At 57.9% G+C, this 21759-nt stretch carries 21 protein-coding genes; 15 read left to right on the forward strand and 6 right to left on the reverse strand.

Annotated features, from left to right (window positions below):
• Window positions 1-2 precede the first annotated feature (2 nt).
• The 12 genes from recN to der all read left to right on the forward strand — a co-directional run bounded on the left by recN (window position 3) and on the right by der (window position 12285).
• The gene (gene recN / locus I6J72_RS04325; RefSeq protein ID WP_204100046.1) at window positions 3-1679 is read left to right on the forward strand and encodes a DNA repair protein RecN; all 1677 of its coding nucleotides are present in this window, start codon (window positions 3-5) and stop codon (window positions 1677-1679) included.
• A 26-nt stretch (window positions 1680-1705) separates the two neighbouring features.
• Window positions 1706-2890, forward strand: coding sequence for a putative cytokinetic ring protein SteA (gene steA, locus I6J72_RS04330; RefSeq protein WP_204100047.1), 1185 nt, complete (start codon window positions 1706-1708; stop codon window positions 2888-2890).
• Window positions 2890-3852 carry a copper transporter gene (locus tag I6J72_RS04335; RefSeq protein ID WP_204100048.1) on the forward strand — a complete coding sequence of 321 codons (963 nt, stop codon included), beginning with the start codon at window positions 2890-2892 and terminating at the stop codon, window positions 3850-3852. The genes steA and I6J72_RS04335 overlap by 1 nt, the downstream gene beginning before the upstream one ends.
• Window positions 3853-4491: an NUDIX hydrolase gene (locus I6J72_RS04340; protein WP_204100049.1), complete on the forward strand. Its 639-nt coding sequence runs from the start codon at window positions 3853-3855 to the stop codon at window positions 4489-4491.
• A 41-nt stretch (window positions 4492-4532) separates the two neighbouring features.
• The gene (gene xerD / locus I6J72_RS04345) at window positions 4533-5411 is read left to right on the forward strand and encodes a site-specific tyrosine recombinase XerD (RefSeq protein ID WP_204100428.1); all 879 of its coding nucleotides are present in this window, start codon (window positions 4533-4535) and stop codon (window positions 5409-5411) included.
• 48 nt (window positions 5412-5459) lie between these two features.
• Window positions 5460-6527 carry a hypothetical protein gene (locus I6J72_RS04350; RefSeq protein WP_239107490.1) on the forward strand — a complete coding sequence of 356 codons (1068 nt, stop codon included), beginning with the start codon at window positions 5460-5462 and terminating at the stop codon, window positions 6525-6527.
• A gap of 143 nt (window positions 6528-6670) precedes the next feature.
• Window positions 6671-7549: a ParA family protein gene (locus I6J72_RS04355; RefSeq protein WP_204100050.1), complete on the forward strand. Its 879-nt coding sequence runs from the start codon at window positions 6671-6673 to the stop codon at window positions 7547-7549.
• Between the two features lie 9 nt (window positions 7550-7558).
• Window positions 7559-8356 carry a ScpA family protein gene (locus I6J72_RS04360; RefSeq protein WP_070669813.1) on the forward strand — a complete coding sequence of 266 codons (798 nt, stop codon included), beginning with the start codon at window positions 7559-7561 and terminating at the stop codon, window positions 8354-8356.
• A gap of 20 nt (window positions 8357-8376) precedes the next feature.
• Window positions 8377-8949 (forward strand): SMC-Scp complex subunit ScpB, encoded by a 573-nt coding sequence (scpB, locus tag I6J72_RS04365; protein WP_204100051.1) that lies wholly within the window; start codon window positions 8377-8379, stop codon window positions 8947-8949.
• An 84-nt stretch (window positions 8950-9033) separates the two neighbouring features.
• Window positions 9034-9954 (forward strand): pseudouridine synthase, encoded by a 921-nt coding sequence (locus I6J72_RS04370; RefSeq protein WP_039675471.1) that lies wholly within the window; start codon window positions 9034-9036, stop codon window positions 9952-9954.
• Complete coding sequence (gene cmk, locus I6J72_RS04375) at window positions 9954-10664, forward strand: (d)CMP kinase (protein ID WP_204100052.1); 711 nt, start codon at window positions 9954-9956, stop codon at window positions 10662-10664. The genes I6J72_RS04370 and cmk overlap by 1 nt, the downstream gene beginning before the upstream one ends.
• Window positions 10657-12285: a ribosome biogenesis GTPase Der gene (gene der / locus I6J72_RS04380; protein ID WP_204100053.1), complete on the forward strand. Its 1629-nt coding sequence runs from the start codon at window positions 10657-10659 to the stop codon at window positions 12283-12285. The genes cmk and der overlap by 8 nt, the downstream gene beginning before the upstream one ends.
• 36 nt (window positions 12286-12321) lie before the next feature.
• Here the strand turns inward: der and I6J72_RS04385 are convergent, their stop codons facing one another.
• The 5 genes from I6J72_RS04385 to I6J72_RS04405 all read right to left on the reverse strand — a co-directional run bounded on the left by I6J72_RS04385 (window position 12322) and on the right by I6J72_RS04405 (window position 16688).
• A complete protein-coding gene (locus I6J72_RS04385; RefSeq protein WP_204100054.1) occupies window positions 12322-12930 on the reverse strand; it encodes a response regulator transcription factor in 609 nt (202 codons plus the stop codon).
• Complete coding sequence (locus I6J72_RS04390; protein WP_204100055.1) at window positions 12927-14042, reverse strand: sensor histidine kinase; 1116 nt, start codon at window positions 14040-14042, stop codon at window positions 12927-12929. The genes I6J72_RS04385 and I6J72_RS04390 overlap by 4 nt, the downstream gene beginning before the upstream one ends.
• A complete protein-coding gene (locus tag I6J72_RS04395; RefSeq protein WP_204100056.1) occupies window positions 14039-14836 on the reverse strand; it encodes an ABC transporter permease in 798 nt (265 codons plus the stop codon). Before I6J72_RS04395 ends, I6J72_RS04390 begins: the two co-directional genes overlap by 4 nt.
• Before the next feature lie 13 nt (window positions 14837-14849).
• A complete protein-coding gene (locus tag I6J72_RS04400) occupies window positions 14850-15788 on the reverse strand; it encodes an ABC transporter ATP-binding protein (protein WP_204100057.1) in 939 nt (312 codons plus the stop codon).
• An 87-nt stretch (window positions 15789-15875) separates the two neighbouring features.
• Complete coding sequence (locus tag I6J72_RS04405; protein WP_204100429.1) at window positions 15876-16688, reverse strand: class I SAM-dependent methyltransferase; 813 nt, start codon at window positions 16686-16688, stop codon at window positions 15876-15878.
• A gap of 278 nt (window positions 16689-16966) precedes the next feature.
• Here I6J72_RS04405 and I6J72_RS04410 point away from each other — a divergent pair, with 278 nt between their 5' ends.
• Entirely contained in the window at window positions 16967-17809 is an 843-nt protein-coding gene (locus I6J72_RS04410; RefSeq protein ID WP_204100430.1) for a PHB depolymerase family esterase, read from the forward strand.
• Window positions 17810-17841: 32 nt separating this feature from the next.
• Here I6J72_RS04410 and I6J72_RS04415 read toward each other — a convergent pair whose 3' ends face one another.
• Window positions 17842-19092: a site-specific DNA-methyltransferase gene (locus tag I6J72_RS04415; RefSeq protein ID WP_115022228.1), complete on the reverse strand. Its 1251-nt coding sequence runs from the start codon at window positions 19090-19092 to the stop codon at window positions 17842-17844.
• A 501-nt stretch (window positions 19093-19593) separates the two neighbouring features.
• Here I6J72_RS04415 and I6J72_RS04420 point away from each other — a divergent pair.
• Window positions 19594-19806 carry an antitoxin gene (locus I6J72_RS04420; protein ID WP_115022226.1) on the forward strand — a complete coding sequence of 71 codons (213 nt, stop codon included), beginning with the start codon at window positions 19594-19596 and terminating at the stop codon, window positions 19804-19806.
• A gap of 254 nt (window positions 19807-20060) precedes the next feature.
• The gene (locus I6J72_RS04425; RefSeq protein ID WP_204100058.1) at window positions 20061-21464 is read left to right on the forward strand and encodes a WHG domain-containing protein; all 1404 of its coding nucleotides are present in this window, start codon (window positions 20061-20063) and stop codon (window positions 21462-21464) included.
• The last annotated feature ends 295 nt before the right edge of the window (window positions 21465-21759 follow it).

Genomic DNA, 21759 nt, shown 5'->3' on the forward strand with positions numbered 1-21759 from the left:
ACGTGCTCGTTGATATCAGCATCGCTGACCTCGGAGTAATTGAGAGCTCCTCAGCAGAACTCTCCGATGGTCTCACTGTGCTCACCGGTGAAACCGGAGCGGGCAAAACCATGGTGGTTACTGGCTTGCGCCTTCTAGCAGGTGGGCGGGCCGATGCCTCCCGGGTACGCGATGGCGCCGCGAAAGCGGCAGTTGAGGGACACTTTTCTTCGCGCTCACCAGTAGTGGCGCAGGTGGTTGAAGACGCCGGGGGAGAACCGGATGAAAACGGCGAATATATTGTCTCCCGCACGGTGTCAGCTGCAGGACGCTCCCGCGCTTACTTGGGCGGGCGCGCGGTACCAGCAGCCACACTAGGGGAGTTTGCTTCCCACCTCATTACTGTTCATGGCCAAAATGACCAGCTCCGGCTCCTGTCTCCTGATCAACAACTCACTGCTATCGATAAGTTTGAACCCGGCATAGAGAAGGTGCGCACCTCATATACGGAAGCTTTTAGTCACTGGCGCTCCTTGGCCAAGGACTATCGCCAGCGCACCGAATCGCGCCGCGAAATGGCTCAGGAGGTTGACCGCCTTCACTTCGCCATTAACGAGATTGCTGAGCTCGACCCAGAGCCGGGCGAGGACGCGGAGTTGGTCACCCTCATTCGACGGCTCCAGGACGTCGATGCTCTTCGTGAGGCCGCGGCGACGGCCCTGACCGCTCTGGACGGTGGGGAAGGGTTCGGCGATGAAGACACTGCGGTCAACCTCGTGGGCGCCGCTGAATCTGCATTAACCGGAAGCAGCGATGAAACACTCGCGTCGTTGGCCGCGCGCCTCAGTGAGGCCACGGCGCAGCTCACGGACATCGCCGCTGAACTCACCACCTACCTCAGCGAACTTCCTGCAGACCCCAGCCTTTTGGAAGAATCACTGCAGCGCCAACAAGACCTCAAGCGGCTTACCCGTAAGTATGCCGCCGATATTGACGGAGTGTTGGCCTGGCGCGAATCTGCCGAATCGAAGCTCGCGACGCTCGATACGTCCACTGAAGCCCTGGAAGCCCTCAAGAAAAAGGTGATGGAGGCGGAAAAGGACATGGTGGCGAAGGCAGAGAAGCTCAGCGCCGCCCGTACCAAGGCGGCGAAGAAGCTGGGGGCTCAAGTTACCGAGGAAATCCACGGCCTAGCCATGCCGAACTCCACTCTGACGGTTACGGTCAACAAGGCTAAGTATTCCAAAACGGGCGCGGATGAAGTCGAATTCCAGCTCAATGGCAAACCTTTGGCGTCGGCAGCTTCGGGCGGTGAGCTCTCCCGCGTCATGCTCGCCATGGAGGTGGTTCTGGCCAGCGGCGATGACACGACTTTGGTTTTCGACGAGGTCGACGCCGGCGTTGGTGGGCGGGCGGCGGTGGAAATTGGGCGTCGGCTAGCACGGCTCTCCACGACTAATCAGGTCATTTGCGTCACCCACCTGCCCCAAGTCGCGGCCTATGCGAACTCTCATCTGCACGTGTCTAAGGAGAAATTCACCTCCGGCGTGGCAGATCTTAGCCCCGAAGAACGCGTCGAGGAGCTTGCGCGAATGCTCGCGGGACTTGATGACACTGCGACTGGCCGCGCGCATGCACAGGAGCTCTTCGACCGTGCACAGGCAGAACTAGCAGACTTCCGCGCGCCTTCCACACATTGAGTCTCTAACAGGGGAAACTGTCACTCATGAGTCTGTTTTCCCGTAATACCGATCTGCCTGGAGAACACGGCGCGCTCCGTGATTGCACCCCAGGCGGAAAGGGCATGAAGAAGTTCAGCGCCGGTGATTTCGCCGTCATCAATGCAGCCAACATCTCCCGGCAAGAGGCCCAGACCCTCGTCGATATGAAGCCGGCGGCCGTGATTAATGTGGCTGAATTCTCCACTGGTTCTATTCCCAACTATGGTCCGCACATGCTTCTCGACGCCGATGTGACCCTCATCGAGGGTGTCGGCGAAGACTTTGTGGCACACTTCAAGGATGGCAAGAAGGCCCGCCTGACCGAGGACGGCACCGTATATGTGGGCGACACTCAGTTGGCAACAGGGACCGTCGTTACCCGTGACCGGGCCGAGAAGAACTTTGCCTCCGCCCAGCAGCAACTCATTGATCACATGGAGGCCTATTTCGGTAACTCCATCGAGTTCATTCACTCCGAGGGCCCGCTGCTGATCGACGGCCTCGGCGTCCCCGATGCCGGATCCGACATGGCGGGCCGCAAGGTACTTATTGTCTCGCCCACTGAGGAACACCGCAAAAAGCTTTCCCTGCTGCGTAACTTCATCCGTGAATACGAGCCCATCATCATCGGCGTTGATGCTGCAGCCGACACAATTGTGGAGCTGGGCTACCAGCCGCATTTCATTGTGGGCAATCCTTCCGACGTCAGCTCTGAGACCTTGCGGGGAGGCGCCCAGGTAATCCTGCCTGCGGAACCGGACGGCACTGCCGAGGGCCTTGAGCGTATTCAAGACCTAGGCATAGGTGCCATGACGTTCCCAGCTGCTACAGACTCGGCCACGGATCTCGCACTGTTGCTGGCGGATTATCACGATGCCCAGATGATCGTGCAGGTCGGCGGTGCGCTCGACCTTGATGACATCTTTGCCGACAAACCTAATGCCACCCCGGCGGCACTGTTGTCGCGTATGAAGGCTGGTACCCGCTTAGTTGATGCCGAGGCTGTTATCAACCTCTACACTGCGCCGAGTTCCGGGGCCATGGGCTGGCTGTGGGCCCTTCTTGGCATCCTTGTCGCCCTCGCTGTGGTGATCCTCATCGTGGGCCTTGGCGGAGATGAGTCATTCCTGCAGAATCTCATTGACACCTGGAATAACTTTGCGCTTAGCGTCCAGGGGTGGTTTAAATAATGGCTTCGCCTAAGTCGCTTCTCGTCGCTGGCCTGGGCTTTGGTACGGCGCTCGGCGTAGCTTTGGGCACACTGCTTATCGCGCCGAATATGGACTCCACTCCAGGCGGTGGTCAGGCTGGCTCTCACGACGAGGTACGTGAGAAATATGCCGAGCTAGTGGTCGAAAACGAGATTCATGAGGCCCAGCTGGATTCCGCAGACTCTGTCTTGCGCGATCTTAACCGGTTTATCGTCGATGGTTCTTTGGTGCAGCGACCAGTCATGGTCATTAGTACTCCGGACGCTAAAGAACCGGACGTGAATGCGGTAAAGGAGCTGCTGAAGTCCGCCGATTCGACGAATGCCGGCCACATCACTCTCACCCAAAAGTTTTTCGAACAGGGTTCTGCTGACAAGCTGCTGTCCTTAGTGACGAACACGCTTCCGGCGGGCGCCAAGCTAAGTGAAAAGACGGTTGACGCCGGTACACACTCGGGTGAAGCTTTGGCGGCAGCTCTCATGCTGGATCCGAAGAGTACTGAGCCGTTGGCCTCTGTGGATGACCGGGCCACCCTTTTGCGTGCGCTGCGGGAAGCTGGCTATATCGACTACGAGGACGGCACAATCGTGCCTGCCCAAGCGGTCATTGTTGTCGGCGGCCGCCAGACCGCTAACGATAACGAGGAAGATGCTCCGGCCCGGTACGCCATCGATACGACAGTGAAGTTCCTCGAAGGATTCGATTCCGTTGGCACGGCAACCGTTTACGCAGGTCAGGTGAAGGCCGCCGGAAACGGAGGCGCGCTGGAGAAGCTGCGTAAGGCCAAGACGGAAATTACTACTGTGGATTCCATTGATCACCCGGTGTCCCAGATGGCTGCCGTTCTTGCGGTCAAGGAACAGCTTGAGGGCGGACAAGGTGTATACGGCGCCGCTGCCAACGCGCAGAATGCCGCACCAGCGTTGCCGAAGGACCTGTAAATGGCTCATCAGTTTCGCACAGTAGGTACCGAGCAGCTTCTCGACGCTCCCATTATCGCCGTTCGCCGCGATGACGTCGTCATGCCCGGCGAGGTCGTCGCCCAGCGCGAAGTAGTAGAACACCTAGGCGCCGTCGCCGTAGTGGCCCTGGATGACAGCAATCGAGTGGCCATGGTGGAGCAGTACCGCCACAGCGTGGGCCGGCGCCTGTGGGAGTTGCCCGCAGGGCTTCTCGACGTCAAAGGGGAGGACGAACTCACCGGTGCCCAGCGCGAACTGCAGGAAGAAGCTGGCCTTTCCGCCTCGCAGTGGGGCGTGCTGACTGACTTAGTAACCTCACCAGGTTTCTGCGAGGAAGCAGTGCGAGTGTTTCTGGCCCGTGGTTTGTCTCAAGTGGACAAGCTCGATGCCGAAGGCGATGAAGAAGCCGACATGGGCTTTGCGTGGGTAGACCTTGAAGATGCCGTGGAACGCGTCCTGTCAGGCAAGATTGTGAACTCCATTGCCGTGGCAGGAATTTTAGCCGCGCATGCCTGCGTCAGTGCTGGCCGAATGCCACGGTCAGTGGACTCGCCCTTTGATATCCGCCCGCAGTCGATGGCCGGTCGGCGCTTAGGCCCCGACCTCAAAAAGCTGTGAGCGGCGATACTCCGGCCCAGTCGGCAGGGCACGCCTGGCTTATGCATCTCATGGTGGAGAAAGGCGCATCGAAAAACACGGTGAGTAACTACCGCCGTGACATCAACCGCTACATCACGTGGTTGGCTGAGCTCGGCATAACGGACCTGCGGCACGTCCAGCGCACCCATGTGGAGAACTATCTGGTCTATCTGCGTGAATCGCTTGCGCAGTCTTCCGCTAGCCGTGCACTCATCGTCGCTCGCGGTCTACACAAATTTGCTCTGGCAGAGGGGCTCATCGACAGCGATGTGGCGGCAGAAGTATCGCCGCCCAAACGTGCGCAGCACCTGCCGGAAACGTTGAGCGTGGACGATGTTGATACGCTCCTGAGCGCCATCCCTACAGACGACGCTGCCACCCCCATCGACATCCGTGACCGCGCCTTGCTGGAAATGCTCTATGGCACCGGTGCGCGAATCTCCGAGGTTATTTCCTTGAACGTCGATGACGTGACGGGCGAGGGGCCGCGCTCGGTGCGAGATATCCTCATGCTCAGCGGCAAGGGCGACAAACAGCGCCTCGTCCCTTTGGGGTCACATGCGGTGAAGGCGGTGGAGGATTACCTGGTGCGTTCACGCCCAGTCCTGTCCACAGGTACGTCCCATTCGCTGTTTCTTAATACTCGTGGCACAACTCTGTCGCGCCAAAGCGCCTGGGCCGCGATTAAGTCAGCTGCGGAGCGTGCCCAGCTTAAGGCCACTATTTCTCCCCATACCTTGCGCCATTCCTTTGCTACCCACCTGTTGGAAGGCGGCGCGGACGTTCGTACCGTCCAAGAGTTGCTGGGGCATTCCTCGGTGACGACCACTCAGATTTACACTCACGTTACTGCCGATTCACTCCGTGAGGTTTGGCGTACTGCCCATCCCCGCGCCTAAAATCGCGGCAGCTATTCCTTAGAACCAACCCCAAACTGAAAGATCCCTATGCCTCAACTTGCATCGCTCCGCCGCCGTTTCGCTGCCGTCATAGCCGCTGGGTGCCTCACTGTGCTTCCCGTGGCAGCATCCGACTGGGGTGATGGTGTGGTTGCGCACGCGCAGGATGCCACGATTCCGGTCCCGGCTGGGCAGACCACGACGGTTTCTCTGCCTGTGCCCGTCGACGTCAACATAGCCGCCGATGGCTGGACCGTCTCAGCTTCCGGTGGTTCCGCCACGGTCACCGCTCCCGCCGCTGGCGGACAAATTAGCGTCCCTGTGACCTACCAAGGTGTCACCATGACCTTCTTGTTGGTCGCTGATGAGAACGTTACAGGTCAAGACCTCAATGACGCCGCGGCCGATGGTGATCCAGAAAGCCTAGGTGGGCCCGATGGCGCAGCCGCGCCTGGCGGCGACCTAGGCCAGGGCGGCGACCCCGCCCTTGGCGCTCACCGTGATGGAGATTCTGACGCCGATCCGCGTTCCGGTGAGCGCGAAGGGGGAGAGGCCGGGCACGGCCAAGCACAGACACCGCATACGGGTCGCGGCTGGGAAGGCGTTGATGATTCTCATACCGAGTACGTCAATCTCGAAGCCACCATCGACGGGCAAACCATCACCGCAAAGCTTGGCTTCAAGCAGGCATTGGATCTGTATAACCGCTTCAAGCACCTCGACGATGATGGCGTGACTCTGCGCTATCTCAATGCGCAGGGAGAGTTCGTAGAAGGCGTCCAGCGCGACATCGACAAGGCTTCTAGGACAATGACTTTGACTTACCCGGAGGGAAAGACTCCCGACAACCCCTTCATCATGCAGTTCGTTCAGAAGGAATCACAGTCAGCTGAACTTGTTGTGACGCTGACAGATCCCACTACAGCCATCGCAGAAGGAATTCCGGCTGACCAGCAATTGGGTGCGGATGGACAAGACAATGCCGAAGAAAACGGTGCGGATGGTGAGGGAAACAGCACTGGCAAGCTCATCGCTGCATTCGGCGGCCTGGGTCTTGTGGCTCTTGTCGCTGGTCTTGTGTTCTGGCGCTCACGTGGCCGAAAGTCTAGCCACTAGGCTTTATCTCAGTATTATTGCTGGCTATAATCGCGGGGCGGGTTGCCCAAGGGGGTACTCTGTAATCACAACGATGTAAGAAGGCGGCGTGGGCATGCGCTGCGGGCCAGACGTGAGAGGCCATGTAGGTCAAGGAAGCAGGTGTGACTGTGAGCGACGAGGGACTGTTTGAGGCCTCGGAGGCACAGGTCGGTTTGACCGGCCGCCCACTGCGGGAGCTGCCGGAACCGGAGCCACTGGAAAAACATGGGCCCGCCACCATCATTTCGATGTGCAACCAGAAGGGTGGCGTGGGAAAAACCACCTCGACCATCAACATGGGAGCTTGTCTGGCTGAGCTCGGCCGTAAAGTCCTTCTCGTTGACTTGGATCCGCAGGGCGCCCTGTCCGCTGGTTTGGGTCTTACGCATGATCAGATTGGTGACACCATCTATGACGTCATGCTGGATAGCGACGTTTCGGTGCATTCCGCCATCGTGCATACCAGCGTCAACGGGCTGGACTTGGTCCCAGCCAACATCGATCTTTCTGCAGCAGAGATTCAAATGGTCAACGAGGTCGGCCGCGAGCATACGCTGGCTCGCGCATTGCGTCCTGTACGCAAGGAATATGACTTCATCATTATTGACTGCCAGCCTTCTTTGGGTCTCCTCACCGTCAACGCTTTGGCCTGCTCCCAAGGCGTCATCATCCCTATGGAATGCGAGTTTTTCTCCCTGCGTGGTCTAGCACTGTTGACGGACACCGTGGAAAAGGTGGCCGATCGAATTAACTTCGACCTTGAGGTCATGGGCATCCTCGTCACTATGTTTGATCGCCGTACCCGTCACGCACGTGAGGTCATGGATCGCGTGGTTGAGTACTTCGGCGACAAAGTTTTTGACACCGTCATTACGAGGACGGTTCGCTTCCCTGAAACCTCCGTTGCGGGTGAGCCGATTACATCTTGGGCGCCAAGCTCGCAGGCAGCTAAGCAATACCGTGACTTGGCCAAAGAGGTCATTGAGCGAGCCACCGTCTAGCGTGTCGGTATGACGCAACCGGAAATCACCGGCTTTCGCATCGCGCTGGGTAACTTTGAAGGTCCCTTTGACCTTCTTCTCCAGCTCATCCAGGCGAAGAAGCTCGATGTCACTGAGGTGGCACTGTCTGAGGTTACCGATGAATTTGTGGCGTATACCCGAGCCCTTGGGGAAACCGCGGATTTGGATGAAACAACTGAGTTCCTTCTCATCGCAGCGACGTTGCTCGACCTCAAAGCGGCCCGCTTGCTTCCACGCGGTGACGTGGATGACCTCGAGGACCTTGAGCTACTAGAAACCCGTGACCTGCTTTTCGCTCGCTTGCTGCAATATAAGGCCTATAAGCAGGTTGCGGACCAATTCGCCCAGTGGCAGCGTCAAGCCCAACGCCGTTACCCACGTGCTGTAGCGATGGAGGAACGCTTCAGCGAGCTTCTGCCACCGGTAAAGCTCGGACATACCCCAGCTAGTTTTGCGGAACTTGCTGCCAGTGTCTTTCGGCCCAAACCACCTGAGGAAGTGGCAACCGGCCACATCCATCAGGTGGCGGTTTCCGTGCCGGAGCAGGCAGGAAAGATTCTCGGCACACTCAAGATGTTGGGCTCTGGTCAATGGATGAGCTTTGACGCGTTGACAAGGGATTGCACGGTGTCCATGGAAATCGTCGGCCGTTTTCTCGCATTGCTCGAGCTGTACAAAGCCAAGGCTGTTGATGCCGTTCAGGAGGAATCCCTTGGGCCGCTTGAGCTGGCTTGGACCGGACTCGATGTGGATCCTGCCGTCGTGGCGGCAGCCAACTGGGATTAAGAAAGGTACGCTACCCAGTCATGGACGCCCACACCGAAGGCACAGCTTTACCACTTATCTCCCAATTGCGCTCACGCGTGGAATCCATCCTGTTAGTGGTGGATTCACCGGCGAGCGTCGAGGCCTTAGCCCGCGCGCTTGATGCGGAGACCACTGTGGTTAGTGATGTTCTTCGCAGCTTACAGCGCGAGCTCACCGAGCGGGGCTCTGGGATTGATCTGCGTGAAACCCCTGAAGGTTGGCGCTTTTATACCCGCAAGGAAAATGCGGATGCCGTGGAGCAGTTTGTGCTCGATGGAACCCAAACCAAGCTCTCGCGCGCAGCTTTAGAGACTTTGGCTGTCATTGCCTACCGCCAGCCGGTCACTCGTGCCCAGGTAGCCGGTGTGCGCGGAGTCAATGTCGATGGTGTGGTCCGTACCCTGATGATGCGTGGTCTGATTCGTGAGCTTGAAAGTGCTGAGGGCCTGGCCCACCAGTACGAAACGACTGAGCTTTTCCTTGAGCTCCTCGGCATTGACTCGCTAGAACGCCTTCCCGACCTTGCGCCGCTGCTGCCGGACATTGAACAGATCGATGAGGACTATTCATAACGTTTGACTCTGGGGTAGGATTGCGCGCAGACCACGGTGCTTTCCGCATCGCAAATTGAAGAACTATTGAGAGGACACAATTCCGTGACTCCACCCGCTCGCCGCGATGGCACACCGGAAAAGAAGCAGCGAGACAGCGACATGATTGTCTCCAATGCTAAGCCGGCCCGCCATCAGCACGTTAAAAAGAAGAAGGCCACTGCAGATTCCGTCGCCCGCGACTTGGGCGCTGATTGGCTGGTAGACGGCAACGATAAGAAGAACTCCCAGAACCAAGGAGAACGCCTCCAGAAGGTCCTGGCTAAGGCTGGCGTCGCATCGCGCCGCCACGCAGAAATCCTGATTGACCAGGGCCGCGTCGAAGTCAACGGCCAGGTCATCATCACGCAGGGCACTCGCGTGAATCCGAACAAGGACGTCATCCGCGTTGATGGCACCCGTATCAACGTCAACGAAGAAACCCAATACTTCGTGCTCAACAAGCCACGTGGCATGCAGTCCACGATGTCTGATGACATGGGGCGTCCCTGTGTGGGAGATGTCGTCGCTGACCGAGTTGTATCGGGCCAGCGACTGTTCCACGTCGGCCGCCTCGATGCTGATACTGAGGGCCTATTGCTCCTCACCAACGATGGCGAGCTAGCAAACCGTCTCATGCACCCAAAGTATGAGGTCACGAAGACCTACCTAGCAACAGTGCTGGGAGAAGGCGACAAGAAACTTGTCCGCCAACTTCAGGAGGGCATTGAGCTCGAGGATGGACTCGCCAAGGCGGACTATGTGCAAATCGTGGATAAGAATCAGGGCTATTCCCTCGTCCGCGTCGAGCTGCATGAGGGCCGTAAACACATCGTGCGCCGCATGCTGAAGGAGGCTGGCTACCCAGTCCAGCGCCTCGTGCGAACCAAGCTCCACACGGTGCAGCTCGGTGATATGAAGCCAGGCTCCCTGCGTGCTCTGAACTCTAACGAATTGACCAGTCTGTACAAGGCGGTGGGGATGTAATGATTTCGAATATGCCAAACCACGGCCTTATCGTGGCCGTCGATGGTCCCTCCGGCACGGGTAAGTCTACGACTTGCCGCGCGCTGGCCAAGCGTCTAGACGCCAAATACGTCGATACCGGTGCCATGTACCGCGTGGCGACCCTCGCCGTGTTGCGCGCAGGCGTGGATCCTGCAGATACTGCAGCGGTTATTAACGCCACTGCCAACCTTCCTTTGGAAGTCTCGGATGATCCGGACTCCACCCAGGTCATCTTTGATGGTGAGGACGTCTCCCGGGTCATTCGTGAGGATGAGGTTACCCGGAATGTCTCTGCCGTTTCTGCCATTCCGGAGGTGCGCCAGAACCTCGTTGACCTGCAACGTAACCTCGCTGAGAAGGCTCACCGCGCTATCGTGGAGGGTCGCGATATCGGCACTGTGGTGCTTGCGGACGCACCGGCCAAAGCGTTTATGACGGCGTCGGCCGAGGTGCGTGCACAGCGCCGCCATGACCAGAACCTCGCGGCAGGAATTGAGTCTGACTTTGACTCCGTGCTTGCCGCCGTTCAGCAGCGCGACGCTGCGGATTCTTCCCGCGCGACCTCACCGCTGCGTCCAGCGGAGGATGCCGTGCTCGTCGATACTTCAGACATGTCCCGCGATGAGGTCCTTGACGCGCTCGTAGCCGTGGTCGAAAAGTCAGCCTTAAAGGAGGCCTCCCATGACTAATGAACCGCAGAACCCGAATCGGGCCCCAGACCAGGAGCCCGAGGAGTTCGAGACGGAGTTCCATTACCCGGTGGGCAAGTTGGAGGAAGAAGTTGTGCGCGATCCGCATGGCGGTTGGGCTCCGGATGATTTCGACTCAGATGAGTTTGACTATGAATTCGATGAGTCTGAGTTTGACGACTCTGAATTCGGTGAAGCCGATTTCGGTGATGACGAGGATGAAGCTGACAGCGAAGCCCCGCTGAGCGAAGAAGAGTGGGCAGCTCTGTCCTCCGAATTTGGCGTCGATGATGGCCATACGGAGGAGAACCTCTGCACGGTAGCTGTCGTGGGGCGCCCGAATGTGGGTAAGTCTTCTCTGGTGAACCGCTTTTTGGGGCGTCGAGAAGCAGTGGTGGAGGACCACCCTGGTGTCACCCGTGATCGCGTCTCTTACGTTGCAGACTGGAATGGCCAGCGTTTCTTCGTCCAAGACACTGGCGGCTGGGACCCCAACGTCAAGGGCATTCATGCCGCCATTGCGCGCCAGGCAGAGCAGGCCATGGCCACTGCCGACGTGATCGTCTTCGTCGTCGACACCAAGGTCGGCATCACCGAGACGGACGCGGTTATGGCCCGTAAGCTGCAGAAATCCGAAGTGCCGGTCATCCTCGTATCGAATAAATTCGATTCGGAGACGATGTATGCCGACATGGCGGAATTCTACGCACTGGGCTTGGGCGATCCGTGGCCGGTTTCTGCACAGCACGGCCGCGGCGGCGCCGACGTCCTCGATGAAATCCTGCGTCTGTTCCCGGAGGAGCCACGCAATTCCTCAATTACCTCTGGTCCGCGCCGCGTCGCACTCGTGGGTAAACCTAACGTGGGCAAGTCTTCGCTTCTTAACAAGCTGACCTCGGAGGAGCGTTCCGTCGTCGATAACGCCGCTGGTACCACCGTTGACCCGGTGGACTCCCTCGTCCAGTTGGATGAGCGTCTGTGGAAGTTCATCGACACTGCAGGACTGCGCAAGAAGGTCAAAAACGTTCAAGGCCACGAGTACTATGCCTCCCTGCGCACCCGTGGCGTTATCGACGCGGCTGAGGTATGCATCATGCTTATCGACGCCTCCCAGGAAGTCTCCGAGCAGGACCAGCGCGTCCTCAACATGATTCTGGAGGCCGGTAAGGCCCTCGTCATCGCCTTCAACAAGTGGGATCTGGTTGATGAGGACCGTCGTTACTACTTGGACCGCGAGATCGATGAGAACCTGCGCCACCTACCGTGGGTCACTCGCGTCAATATCTCTGCAGAGACTGGCCGCGCCCTGCAGAAGCTGGAGCCGGCGATGATTGAGGCACTGGACAGCTGGGACCAGCGCGTTTCCACGGGCCAGCTCAACAACTGGATGCGCGAGGCGATTGCTGCCAATCCGCCGCCGATGAACAACAACCGCCTCCCGCGCGTGCTGTTTGCCACCCAGGCATCAACCCAGCCGCCCACGATCGTGCTGTTTACCACCGGCTTCCTCGATGCTGGCTACCGCCGCTACCTCGAGCGTAAGTTCCGCGAGCGCTTTGGTTTTCATGGCTCTCCGGTGCGCATTGCGGTGCGCGTGCGCGAGCGCCGTCAGCGCCGCTAGTCGGTCGAGAGCGACGTCGCCAAGTGCAGAGCATCCCTAGATCCAACCGTTGGTTTCTGCCCGCCGGGCGGCCTCGAAGCGATTGGCCGCTCCAGTCTTGGTCATGATGGCGGAGATATGGTTGCGCACGGTGCCGCCGCTAAGATGCAGCTGCGCTGCGATGTCCGCGGACCCAAGACCACGAACAAGCAAACGACAGACCTCGATTTCGCGCTCGCTTAGAGGGTTATCCGGGGCGAAGAGAATGTCTTGGGCAAGTTGCGGATCGATGACGCGCAAGCCTGAGTGGACGCGGCGGATGGCGTCAGCCAACTCGTCTGGGGGCGTGTCTTTGACGAGGAAACCGTCAACACCTGCGTCAAGTGCGCGTTTGACGTAGCCGGCACGCCCAAAAGTGGTGACGATGAGGCTTCGACAATCAGTAGCGGCGATCGTCTTAGCAGCATCTATGCCGTTCATACCCGGCATCTCAATATCGAGCAGCGCCACATCGACGCTATGCTGAGCGACGAGGGCGGCGACCTCGACTCCGGATGAGCACCCAGCAACGACCTCGATGTCCGGCTCGGTATTAAGCAACGCTGTCAGCGCTCCGCGGACTAGCGACTGGTCTTCGGCAATGAGCACCCGTATGGGAGGTGTCATGATGGGACAACCTCCTTTATCTCGCGGACACCATCAAGGGTAAGTAGCACAGTGGTCAACCCTTCCGCTCGCTGAATGATGACATCGCCACCGACATCTTGGGCTCGGCGGCGAAGACCGGCGAGCCCCGTAAGGCCCGCAGCAAGCGCTTGTGTAGCGTCCTCGGTAAAACCGTCTCCATCATCTGTGACCTGAAGGGAATCCTCGCTGAGGATAACCCAGCAGTGCGAAGCCCCCGAATGGCGTACGACGTTGGTGGTGAGCTCGCGCAGCGCCCACGAGAACAAGTCCTCATGCGCCCGCGGTCGGATAAGAGTTTCAGGCAGGTGGGGACGGATGCCGGCAGTGTCCAGGATCCGGCGTGCGGCCTGAATCTCACCAGCGAAGGTGGGGTTCTTCATGCGCGTGACGGTGGAGCGTACCTCTGCGAGGGATAATCGCGACAGAGAACTGATCTCATCAAGCTCGGCTGCGGCTTTGGCTGGATCGCGGTCGATAAATCGGCGCGCTACCTCGGCTTTAAGGTTGATAGCGGTCAAGGTGTGGCCGAGGAGATCATGGATGTCGGCGGCGATGTCTTCGCGTTGTTGGGCCAAATCCAAGTCATGTCTTAAGGCTGTTTCGGTGTCTTCGCGCTGAGATAACGTGCCGAGGACCAAGATAAGCAGGGGCCAGCCAAAGAGAATGATCGCGAGGTCGATAAAGTTTGGGCGGGCGAAAAGCCACGCGGGGATACTCGCGACGATACCGGTAAGCGTGATGATGGTTGCGGCAGTCATCAGGGGCTGGGTGAAAGCGACCAAGGCTCCAAGATAGGGCACAAAGCATACGGCCCACACCCCATACGCGGGAATCGCGGCAAGTGCGAGCGCGGCGAGGATGACCCACCGAATTGCCACTCGACGTCCCTGGGACCATCGGCGAGGATAGGCATGGACGGTGCCGAATGAAACAAAATAGGCGACGGAAAATACTGCCGTGATCGCAACAGCCCAGAGGCGTTGTGCCGTGGAATAGGAGGGCAGAACAAGGATCTGCACCAGCCCTATGAGAAGAAAGAGCAACCAAATGGCGGAGAAGACAGCGTCCCGCAGCCTAAAGGCATCCATCATGCTCGGTTCTTGTCGCGGTTGTGAAGGAGTAAGCAAATCCCGACGAAAACCACTGTCCATACAGTGATGTTAACCCATGCGTACCAGAGTGGGTCCTCAATGAAGTTACGCTCACCGTTGATCATTTGGGCACCTTCAGATAGCGGCCAGCGGGCAAGGGCCTGTGCGCCGTACATCGGGGTGAATCGTCCGACCTCAAGCAGGGATTCCTTGAGCGGCATAAAGACGTTTCCGGCGAAAGCGAGAATGACGATTGTGGATGTCGCGATGGAAACAGTGTTCTCCGAAGGGATGAGCATGGCGCAGGCCATACCGTAGACACCGAACGGGATGGCACACGCCGCGGTAATGAGAAAAGAGAGCGCCCATTGGTCCGGCTGCATCGTGGCCTTAGTGAACCCGCCGGTGATGAAGACAGCGGCGATAGGCAAGATGGCACGGACCGCAATGTTGAGGACATTGGCAAGGCCAAGCTGAGAAGCCCGTAGGGGAGTGAGCGCCAATTGGCGGCCCCACCCAGCGCGGTTTTCTGCAACCATAGAACCAGCTGCACCCACGGCTCCAGTAGCGCCGGCGTAGAGCGCCATGCCGATCATGACCAGCGCTGCGACGTTTCCGCCGTTGAATTCGATAGCGCCGTATTCCTGCATGGCGCCGAAGAGAATGTAGAAGATGACGGGCAGGCCGATGCTGAAAAAGAGAGTTGGTAGGTCGCGGCGCAAGCGCTTCAGGTCGTGGGCCGCGTACTTTAAGGCCGTACCAAGCGTGGGTGTGGCAGAAGTGAGTATGCTCATGGCGGATGACTCCTTAACGGGAAATTGTGTCGAGTGAAGAGCCGGAGAGCTCAAGGAACGAATCCTCGAGGCTGTGGCCGGTGATGGTGATATCCTGCGCTGTGGTTTCAGTGAGCAGAAAGCGGGCTACCGCGTCAGAGTCGCGCGTAGTGATATCGAGGCCGGTGTCTGTGGGAACTTGACGGAGCACTCCCGGTAAGGGCTCGTTGAGGAGACGATCGGGGACGCCATCAGGGAAGGTGGCCCGGATAATGCGGGTGGAGTTTGCGTTGCGGATTTCCTCAGTGCTGCCGTCAGCGTGAATCTCGCCTTTGTTGAGCATGATGATGCGCTGTGCAAAGGTATCGGCTTCTTCGAGGTAGTGAGTGGTCAGCAGGATGGTTCTTCCGGCTTTGGCTTCCTCTCGCATGGTCTCCCAGAAGTGGCGGCGGGCACCAGCATCCATGCCGGCAGTTGGTTCGTCGAGAAGCAAGAGCATCGGGTCCCCCAACAGAGCCAATCCGAAACGCAGGCGTTGTTGCTCGCCGCCGGAGCATTTACCTACCCGGCGTGACAGAATGCCCCCTAGATTAGCGCGCTCGATGATGTCCTCGTACGGGCGGTGAGACGGGAAAGCAGCGCCGAGGAGTTCCAAAGTTTCCTTCACGGTGATATCCGGAAGGAGGCCGCCTGATTGCATGACGGCGCCGATTCGGCCGCTTTTCACAGCAGTATGGGGGGCTTGGCCGAACACGCTGATGGTGCCTGCCGTTGGGGTAGTCAGCCCCAAGATGAGATCAATGAGCGTGGTCTTGCCTGCACCGTTGGTGCCAAGTAGGCCGACGATTTCTCCTTGGTGGATGGTGAGGGAGACGTCGTGAAGCGCGCGTACAGGGCTGTGGGAAGAAGCGTTGAAGGTTTTGCTGATTCCGGAGACGTCGATGGCCGGGGGTGGGGTGGGTGTCGTGCTCATACCTTCACGTTAAGGACGCAAGGTACCTGCAGCGTAGCCATGACGTCATGAATTTCGCATGACAGTTGTCATGGTTACAGAGGTCAGCTACTCGCCGGGGCGGGCCAGGACGAAGGCATCGGTGCGGTAGGGAATAGCCAACTCTTGTCCGCGGTGAAATCCCATATGTTCAAAGAGGTACCAGTTGAGGTTGTAGGTCATGCGCTCGTGAATCTTCTCATCGTTGCGCAGCCAATAGGACCGGGTATGCATGAGCTGATGAAGTTGCTCCGGTGTGAGGGTGTGCTTCCACGTCAGACGCAGTTCTTCGCGTATCTCCCACGGCGGGGCAATGGTGGGGTAGAAACCGGGACGCTGCACGTCACCAGAGTGCATGATGCGGGATAGACGCAGAATCCATGGGTCCGCTCCGACATCGAGAGTGTTCCACACCAGAACTACTCGGCCACCCGGGCGCAAGACACGATCAAACTCGGCACACGCGCGTTTTTCATCTACCCAATGCCAGGTCTGGGCGCAGGTAATAGCGTCGAGCGAGGAATCACTGAGCGCAGTCTCCTCTGCCGTGGCCCGCCAGCAGGGCACGCCCAGACGAGTGAGCACGCGGGCCATGTCCGGGGAGGGGTCGCTGGCATAGACCTCGGGATTGCTCAGCGTTTCAGTGAGCTTTCCGGTTCCCGCACCGATGTCGAGTACCGTGTGCGCAGTGCTGATGAGTGCGGCTACCTCGTCCGGGTAGCCCGGGCGCACGTCATGGTAGGTATCGGCCCCATGGGCAAAAGCACGCGCGGAACGTGCGCGCTGCTGCGAGGTCCGAAACGACGGTCCTTGCTGCGCAGATGCCTTGCGGTAGCTGGGATAGTTCTCCGGGCGAGGATGTGGGGAACTGGTGGTGGCCATAATGCCTTTAAAGATACCGCGCCGCTTCGTGATCTTAAGCACCGACCTGTTACTTTGTAGAGGTCAAAGTTCAAGAATCAACAGTAAGGGGACAGGTACCCGTGAAGACGCGCGGCGAGGAAAACCAGCGGCCGCGTTTTCTGCGTACCGTCTGCGCTGCTTTATCAGTTGCCGCCTGTGTGGGCGCGCTTGGTGCCTGCGGGGGACATGACGATGCCCCTCCGGCCCCCACCAGCCCGGCTACATGGACCAATGATCTCGGCGTCCCCCTTTCGCCGATGCTTGTGGGCCCAGAACCTGGCGAAACCAAGAACATAAGGCTGTCTTCGGGGCGAACCTTTTTACTCCATGTGCCCTCTGATTACTCTCCTGAACGTTCCTGGCCAGTGCTACTCGCATTTCATGGATGGAACGATAGCCCTGAAAACATGGAGGGCTACACGCAGTTTGATGCGGCGGAGGCCATCGTGGCGTATCCCCAGGGAGTAGACAAAGCATGGTCGCCGGCGCCCTACGCGACGACAAGTGCCGAAGAAGATCTAGATTTTGTCCATACTATCGTTGACAGCCTGCGATCGACGTACAGCGTGGATGATGACGCGATTTTTGCTGCTGGATTGTCTAATGGTGGGGGATTCGCGGCGTTCTTAGCCTGCCGCATGCCGGGCACATTTCGCTCCGTGGCAACAGTATCGGCGGCGTACTACGAGGGCATCCACTCGGAGTGCTCAGAGCAGCCTGTGGGGCGCCTCGACATCCATGGGACCGATGATCCCGTTGTTAACTATGAAGGTGGAGTGCGCCACGGGACTGCCTACTTTTCCGTGACGGAGGTCATGAACCAGCACCAGAAACGCAACAAGTGCGTGGGTGATGTTCAAACCGTGCGTCTGACTAACGGCGCGGTCAAAGAGACTTGGACCGGCTGCCAGGCACCGTTGCAGCACATTCGTATTGAAGGAGGCTCACACGTGTGGCCTGGGCGGCCAAGTAGGGATAAACCCGAGGTTGGACGCGGATTCGCCACCGACACGGTGTTGGATTTCTTCGGAATTCCCGGCCGGCCGGAAGGCACCGAGGAACACGGCGTAGCCGAGGCCTCCCAGCGCCCAGCCGATTAAACGTAGCGGGGGAGATGAGGCTTGCGACTTTTTCAGGGTTCTTCAGGGATGAAGCGAATCTGGTCGAACTCGAGGCCCTCCACTGCTTGCACACGGGCTAGACAAATATCTGCCACTGTGCCAAAACCAGCACGACGAGCTGCGCTCGAGGCTTCGGTTGGCTGCGCTATTTGTACGAGGTGGACGCTGCGATGGCCACCGTCGTCTCGGTTGAGCTCAGCCACGGCCTGGGCCGTGGTGCCAGAACCAGCGAAGAAATCGAGGACTACGGCGTCAGGACCGCTAGCAATGGCGATGAGATGTTTTATGAGTCGTACGGGCTTGGGAAAATCAAAGGTCCCTTGGACACCAAGGGCCTCTTCGGCGTCCTTGCGCCCGGTACGGGTGACACCGAAGCGCTCGCCATCAAGAATGGACCGTGGACGGGCGCCCTTCTTTTCATAATTCTTGGTGTAGACGAAGCCACGGCGAAAAACTAGCTCTTCATATTGCTCTGCCACCTTGTCCTTGCCCCAGCGCCAGCGTGCAACCTGACTGTTGCCCTCGGGTTGGTGGGGCCAATAGTCGCGGCCATCGGGGCCCGTAATGGGGAAGTCAAGGGATGGAAGATAACCCAGGGTTTTGGAGTCGAGGCGTACGAGTGAGTAGTTTCCTCGTTCATCGCTGTGGTTATACCGCGTTGTGGTTTGTGCCTGCGCATCGAGATTGAATCCTGGATTGGAGGCAGACTTGGCGTAGCACAGCACATACTCGTGCTCGACGATGGCGTACTTGGAGTCATTCTTGCCGGTTCCGCCCTTCTTCCAGATGAGCTGGCCAGCAAAGCAATCCTCGCCAAAAACCTCATCCATCATAAGCCGGAGATGAGCCACTTCGGATTCACCAATAGAGACGAAAATGAAGCCATTCTTCGACAGTACGTCACGTGCCAAGATGAGCCTAGGCAGCATCATGGACAGCCATTCTGAATGCCATTGCCCGAAATGCTCTGAGCGCATGTCGCGACGCTGGCGAAAGTTGTCTCGGTAGACGAAGTCCTTACCAGTATTGTAAGGAGGATCAATATAGATAACGTCTGCCTGAACACTGCGAGCAATAAAGTCCTTAAGGGCATCGAGGTTATCGGCAATGGTGACAGAGTTCGGGCTGGCGCCAGTGCCCTTGACGACCTCCCTCTTAGCCTTAACTTCTTCGTGTACTCGGGCAGCAGCGTCATCTTTGCCAGGCCATGTAAGTCCAAAAAAGGAACCGGTGGTTGCGGGGAAGGACCTAGGTGAAGGCATAATGCTGAAAAATTTCTTATGAAAAATCGCTATTAGAATTGCTTGCACGCCTGCACATCCTGCGGTGCACCCTAGGCTGTCGAAGCTGGAGAACTCAGCGCAGGAGCTAGATGTCGCATCCGTGCGGCAGTGCTGAGATTAGGGTACAGGGGCCCGTAGCTGAGGCGTAGTGGCTCACCGCAAGTTGTTGAACGAAAAGGGGCAACCAGAGGGGGTAAACTTTCGTTAGGAAGCTTAAGATTCTCAGCTAAGGCTGCCGGCATGGAGGACCGGTGCAGGCTAAAGCGCATTCGTAAAATACGTGGCGAAGATCGCAACTCATAGGTACCGTGGGTGGCGCGGTCGCAAGGAGTTGACGAAGGCTGCTCTGTACTGTGGCGTCGAATGGCGGCGAGCATTTCCGTCGTTGTTACTGCCCTCCAGTATCAAGGGGAGAGCCCCAGTTACTCGCCGCGACCTCTGCGAATTAGAGATGTAGTTAGAAAGAAGGGATGATACGACATGGGTATCTTCGACAAGGCTAAGGATGCACTGAACTCTGACAAGGGCGAGCAGATCTCTGACTCTGCACTGGATAAGGGTGCTGACCTCGCTAAGGGCAAGCTCGGTGAGGATAAGGCTGACAAGATTGACTCCGCACGCGATCAGCTTGATGAGCGTGTTGGCAACCAGGGCGCTGAGGGTAACCAGCCGGAGCAGAACGACCAGAAGTAAAGAGGTCTTTGCTCCGCTCTCCTGAGTGGTGTCCTAAATGTGGGCACGTTTGGGGAGTGGCACAGTGCAGCTGAGTCCGGTTCCACATGTGTGGAGCCGGACTCTTTTTCTATCCACTATGATGAATACTACATGTCCACTATATGAGAAAACGATTTTCATAGGCTGAACTTCAAGCTGTGTAGAAGATTAGTAGACGCTAAGTTGTATTGCCTGAAAATAAATCGACAATGCTACTGGGTAGGCTTATAGCCGTGAATACTTCAGTAGGTGTGGAAAAGGGCGGCCAGCCCTCACGGCAACTCCTTATTGAACAAGCCAGCCGTGTGATCGCTAAGGCCGGCATGGACGCAGTTCGGCTGCGCGACGTTGCTGACCAAGTCGATGTGCCCTTAGCGGAAGCCCAGGAGCATTTCGCAACTGACGCTGAATTAGTAGAAGAAACCAAGGAGACCTTGAACCAGGCCCTTCTGTCTGTGGTGGATTTGCACTTCAGTCGTCTCCCGGACAATGCCTCAGCGGTGGATAAGCTGCGTTCTGCAGCGATGTCATATTTCTCCTTTGCTGTGGAGGAGCCCACCTCTTTCGCCGCCTTCACCGCGGTACAGGCATCCCCACGTGAGGGTTTGACCGCCGAAGTGTTTGCTGAAAAGGGTGGCAGCGCTGACACGTGCCCCATTCTTGAGCTTCTCTACAATTTGACGAAAGATGCCATGGCTGAATCTGGAGGCACTGCAGATGCTCGTGGCACGATGCTTTCTGCATTGGCCATCTTCTCGCATCTCCATGGTGTAACCCAGTTAGCCGCCGAAGGTATCCTCCGCTATCTATCGCCCGCTGCCAAAAAGCAAACCTTTGGCGGAGTTATGGACACTTTGAGTGTGGGGCTCATCCCCTTCTTCCAGGGGGAGCGCGTTGAACACACCGCGCCTTTCGGTTTGGTGGGTGAGCAGCCTGAGCCTCTGCTGACAAAGGCGGTTGACTTCCCGCGCGAAACTGAGGAAGAGAAGCGTACTGCACTGCTTCGTGGAGCAATCGAAGAGGCTCTCGACCACGGTGTCACTGGTTTGCACATTGGCGGTGCCGCGACTCGTGCTGGGCTGACCGTCCAAGAAGCGGAGCATCTCATCGAAAGCGACCAGGAGCTGGCCAGCTACCTGGAGCGATACCTTGACAAGATTAACTACGAGTTTATTTACCGTCAGGTAGCTGCGGTGCCGGAAGGTTCCGGCGCAGTACCCAAATTGAGGGCCACTGGTTACGGTTATGTGTCTCATGCGCTGGCTGATCCGCTCGGCTTTGAAGCGCTCATCAAGATTGCTTCCGGGCCCATCGTTCCGATGTCCTTCGAGGATGACTTCCTGCCGAACGCAAATAAGGCTGCGGAAGTTCAGCGTGACTTCAGCGAATTCGGTCAAGCTTTCGGTTTCATCATGTCCCTAGTGCGCGAAGCAATCGATGAAGCTGATGGCCCCCGTGCACCTTGGGTGCTCTACACTCTCGTGATTTCTGTCTGGGCCGGTGCTCATGGTCTGGCCATGTTGAGCACCAAGGGTCCATTGCGTGAATACTCCACCGACTTTATCTTCGAGATTCTCACGCATTACATGGATATTGAGCTTGGTGGCATCATGCGCAGCCTTGGTGGTGCGAAGTAGCTTTCGGGCTTCGGCTCATTTGTGGTGCTGTGTTTTGCGTCACTGTTCCCTGTCTTTCTCTCAGGAAAGGCAGGGTATATTTTTAGTGAACGGTCCTCGCGCTGACCTAAGAATCCGCGCGATCTACCGCGAAGTGCCCACGTGGGGGACGGCAAGTCTTTGGTTTTACCTGTATCCACATTCTGAATGTAAACACTGTGAACTGGTGTTATGTCGCATGTGGTTAAGATTCCCAGATAGGGGGAATAGTTGCTCAAGTGTAGAAATTAATTTTAGAGGGCGGTACTGTGGCCTC

The sequence above is a fragment of the Corynebacterium sp. FDAARGOS 1242 genome, from assembly GCF_016889985.1.
Taxonomy (GTDB): domain Bacteria; phylum Actinomycetota; class Actinomycetes; order Mycobacteriales; family Mycobacteriaceae; genus Corynebacterium; species Corynebacterium minutissimum_B.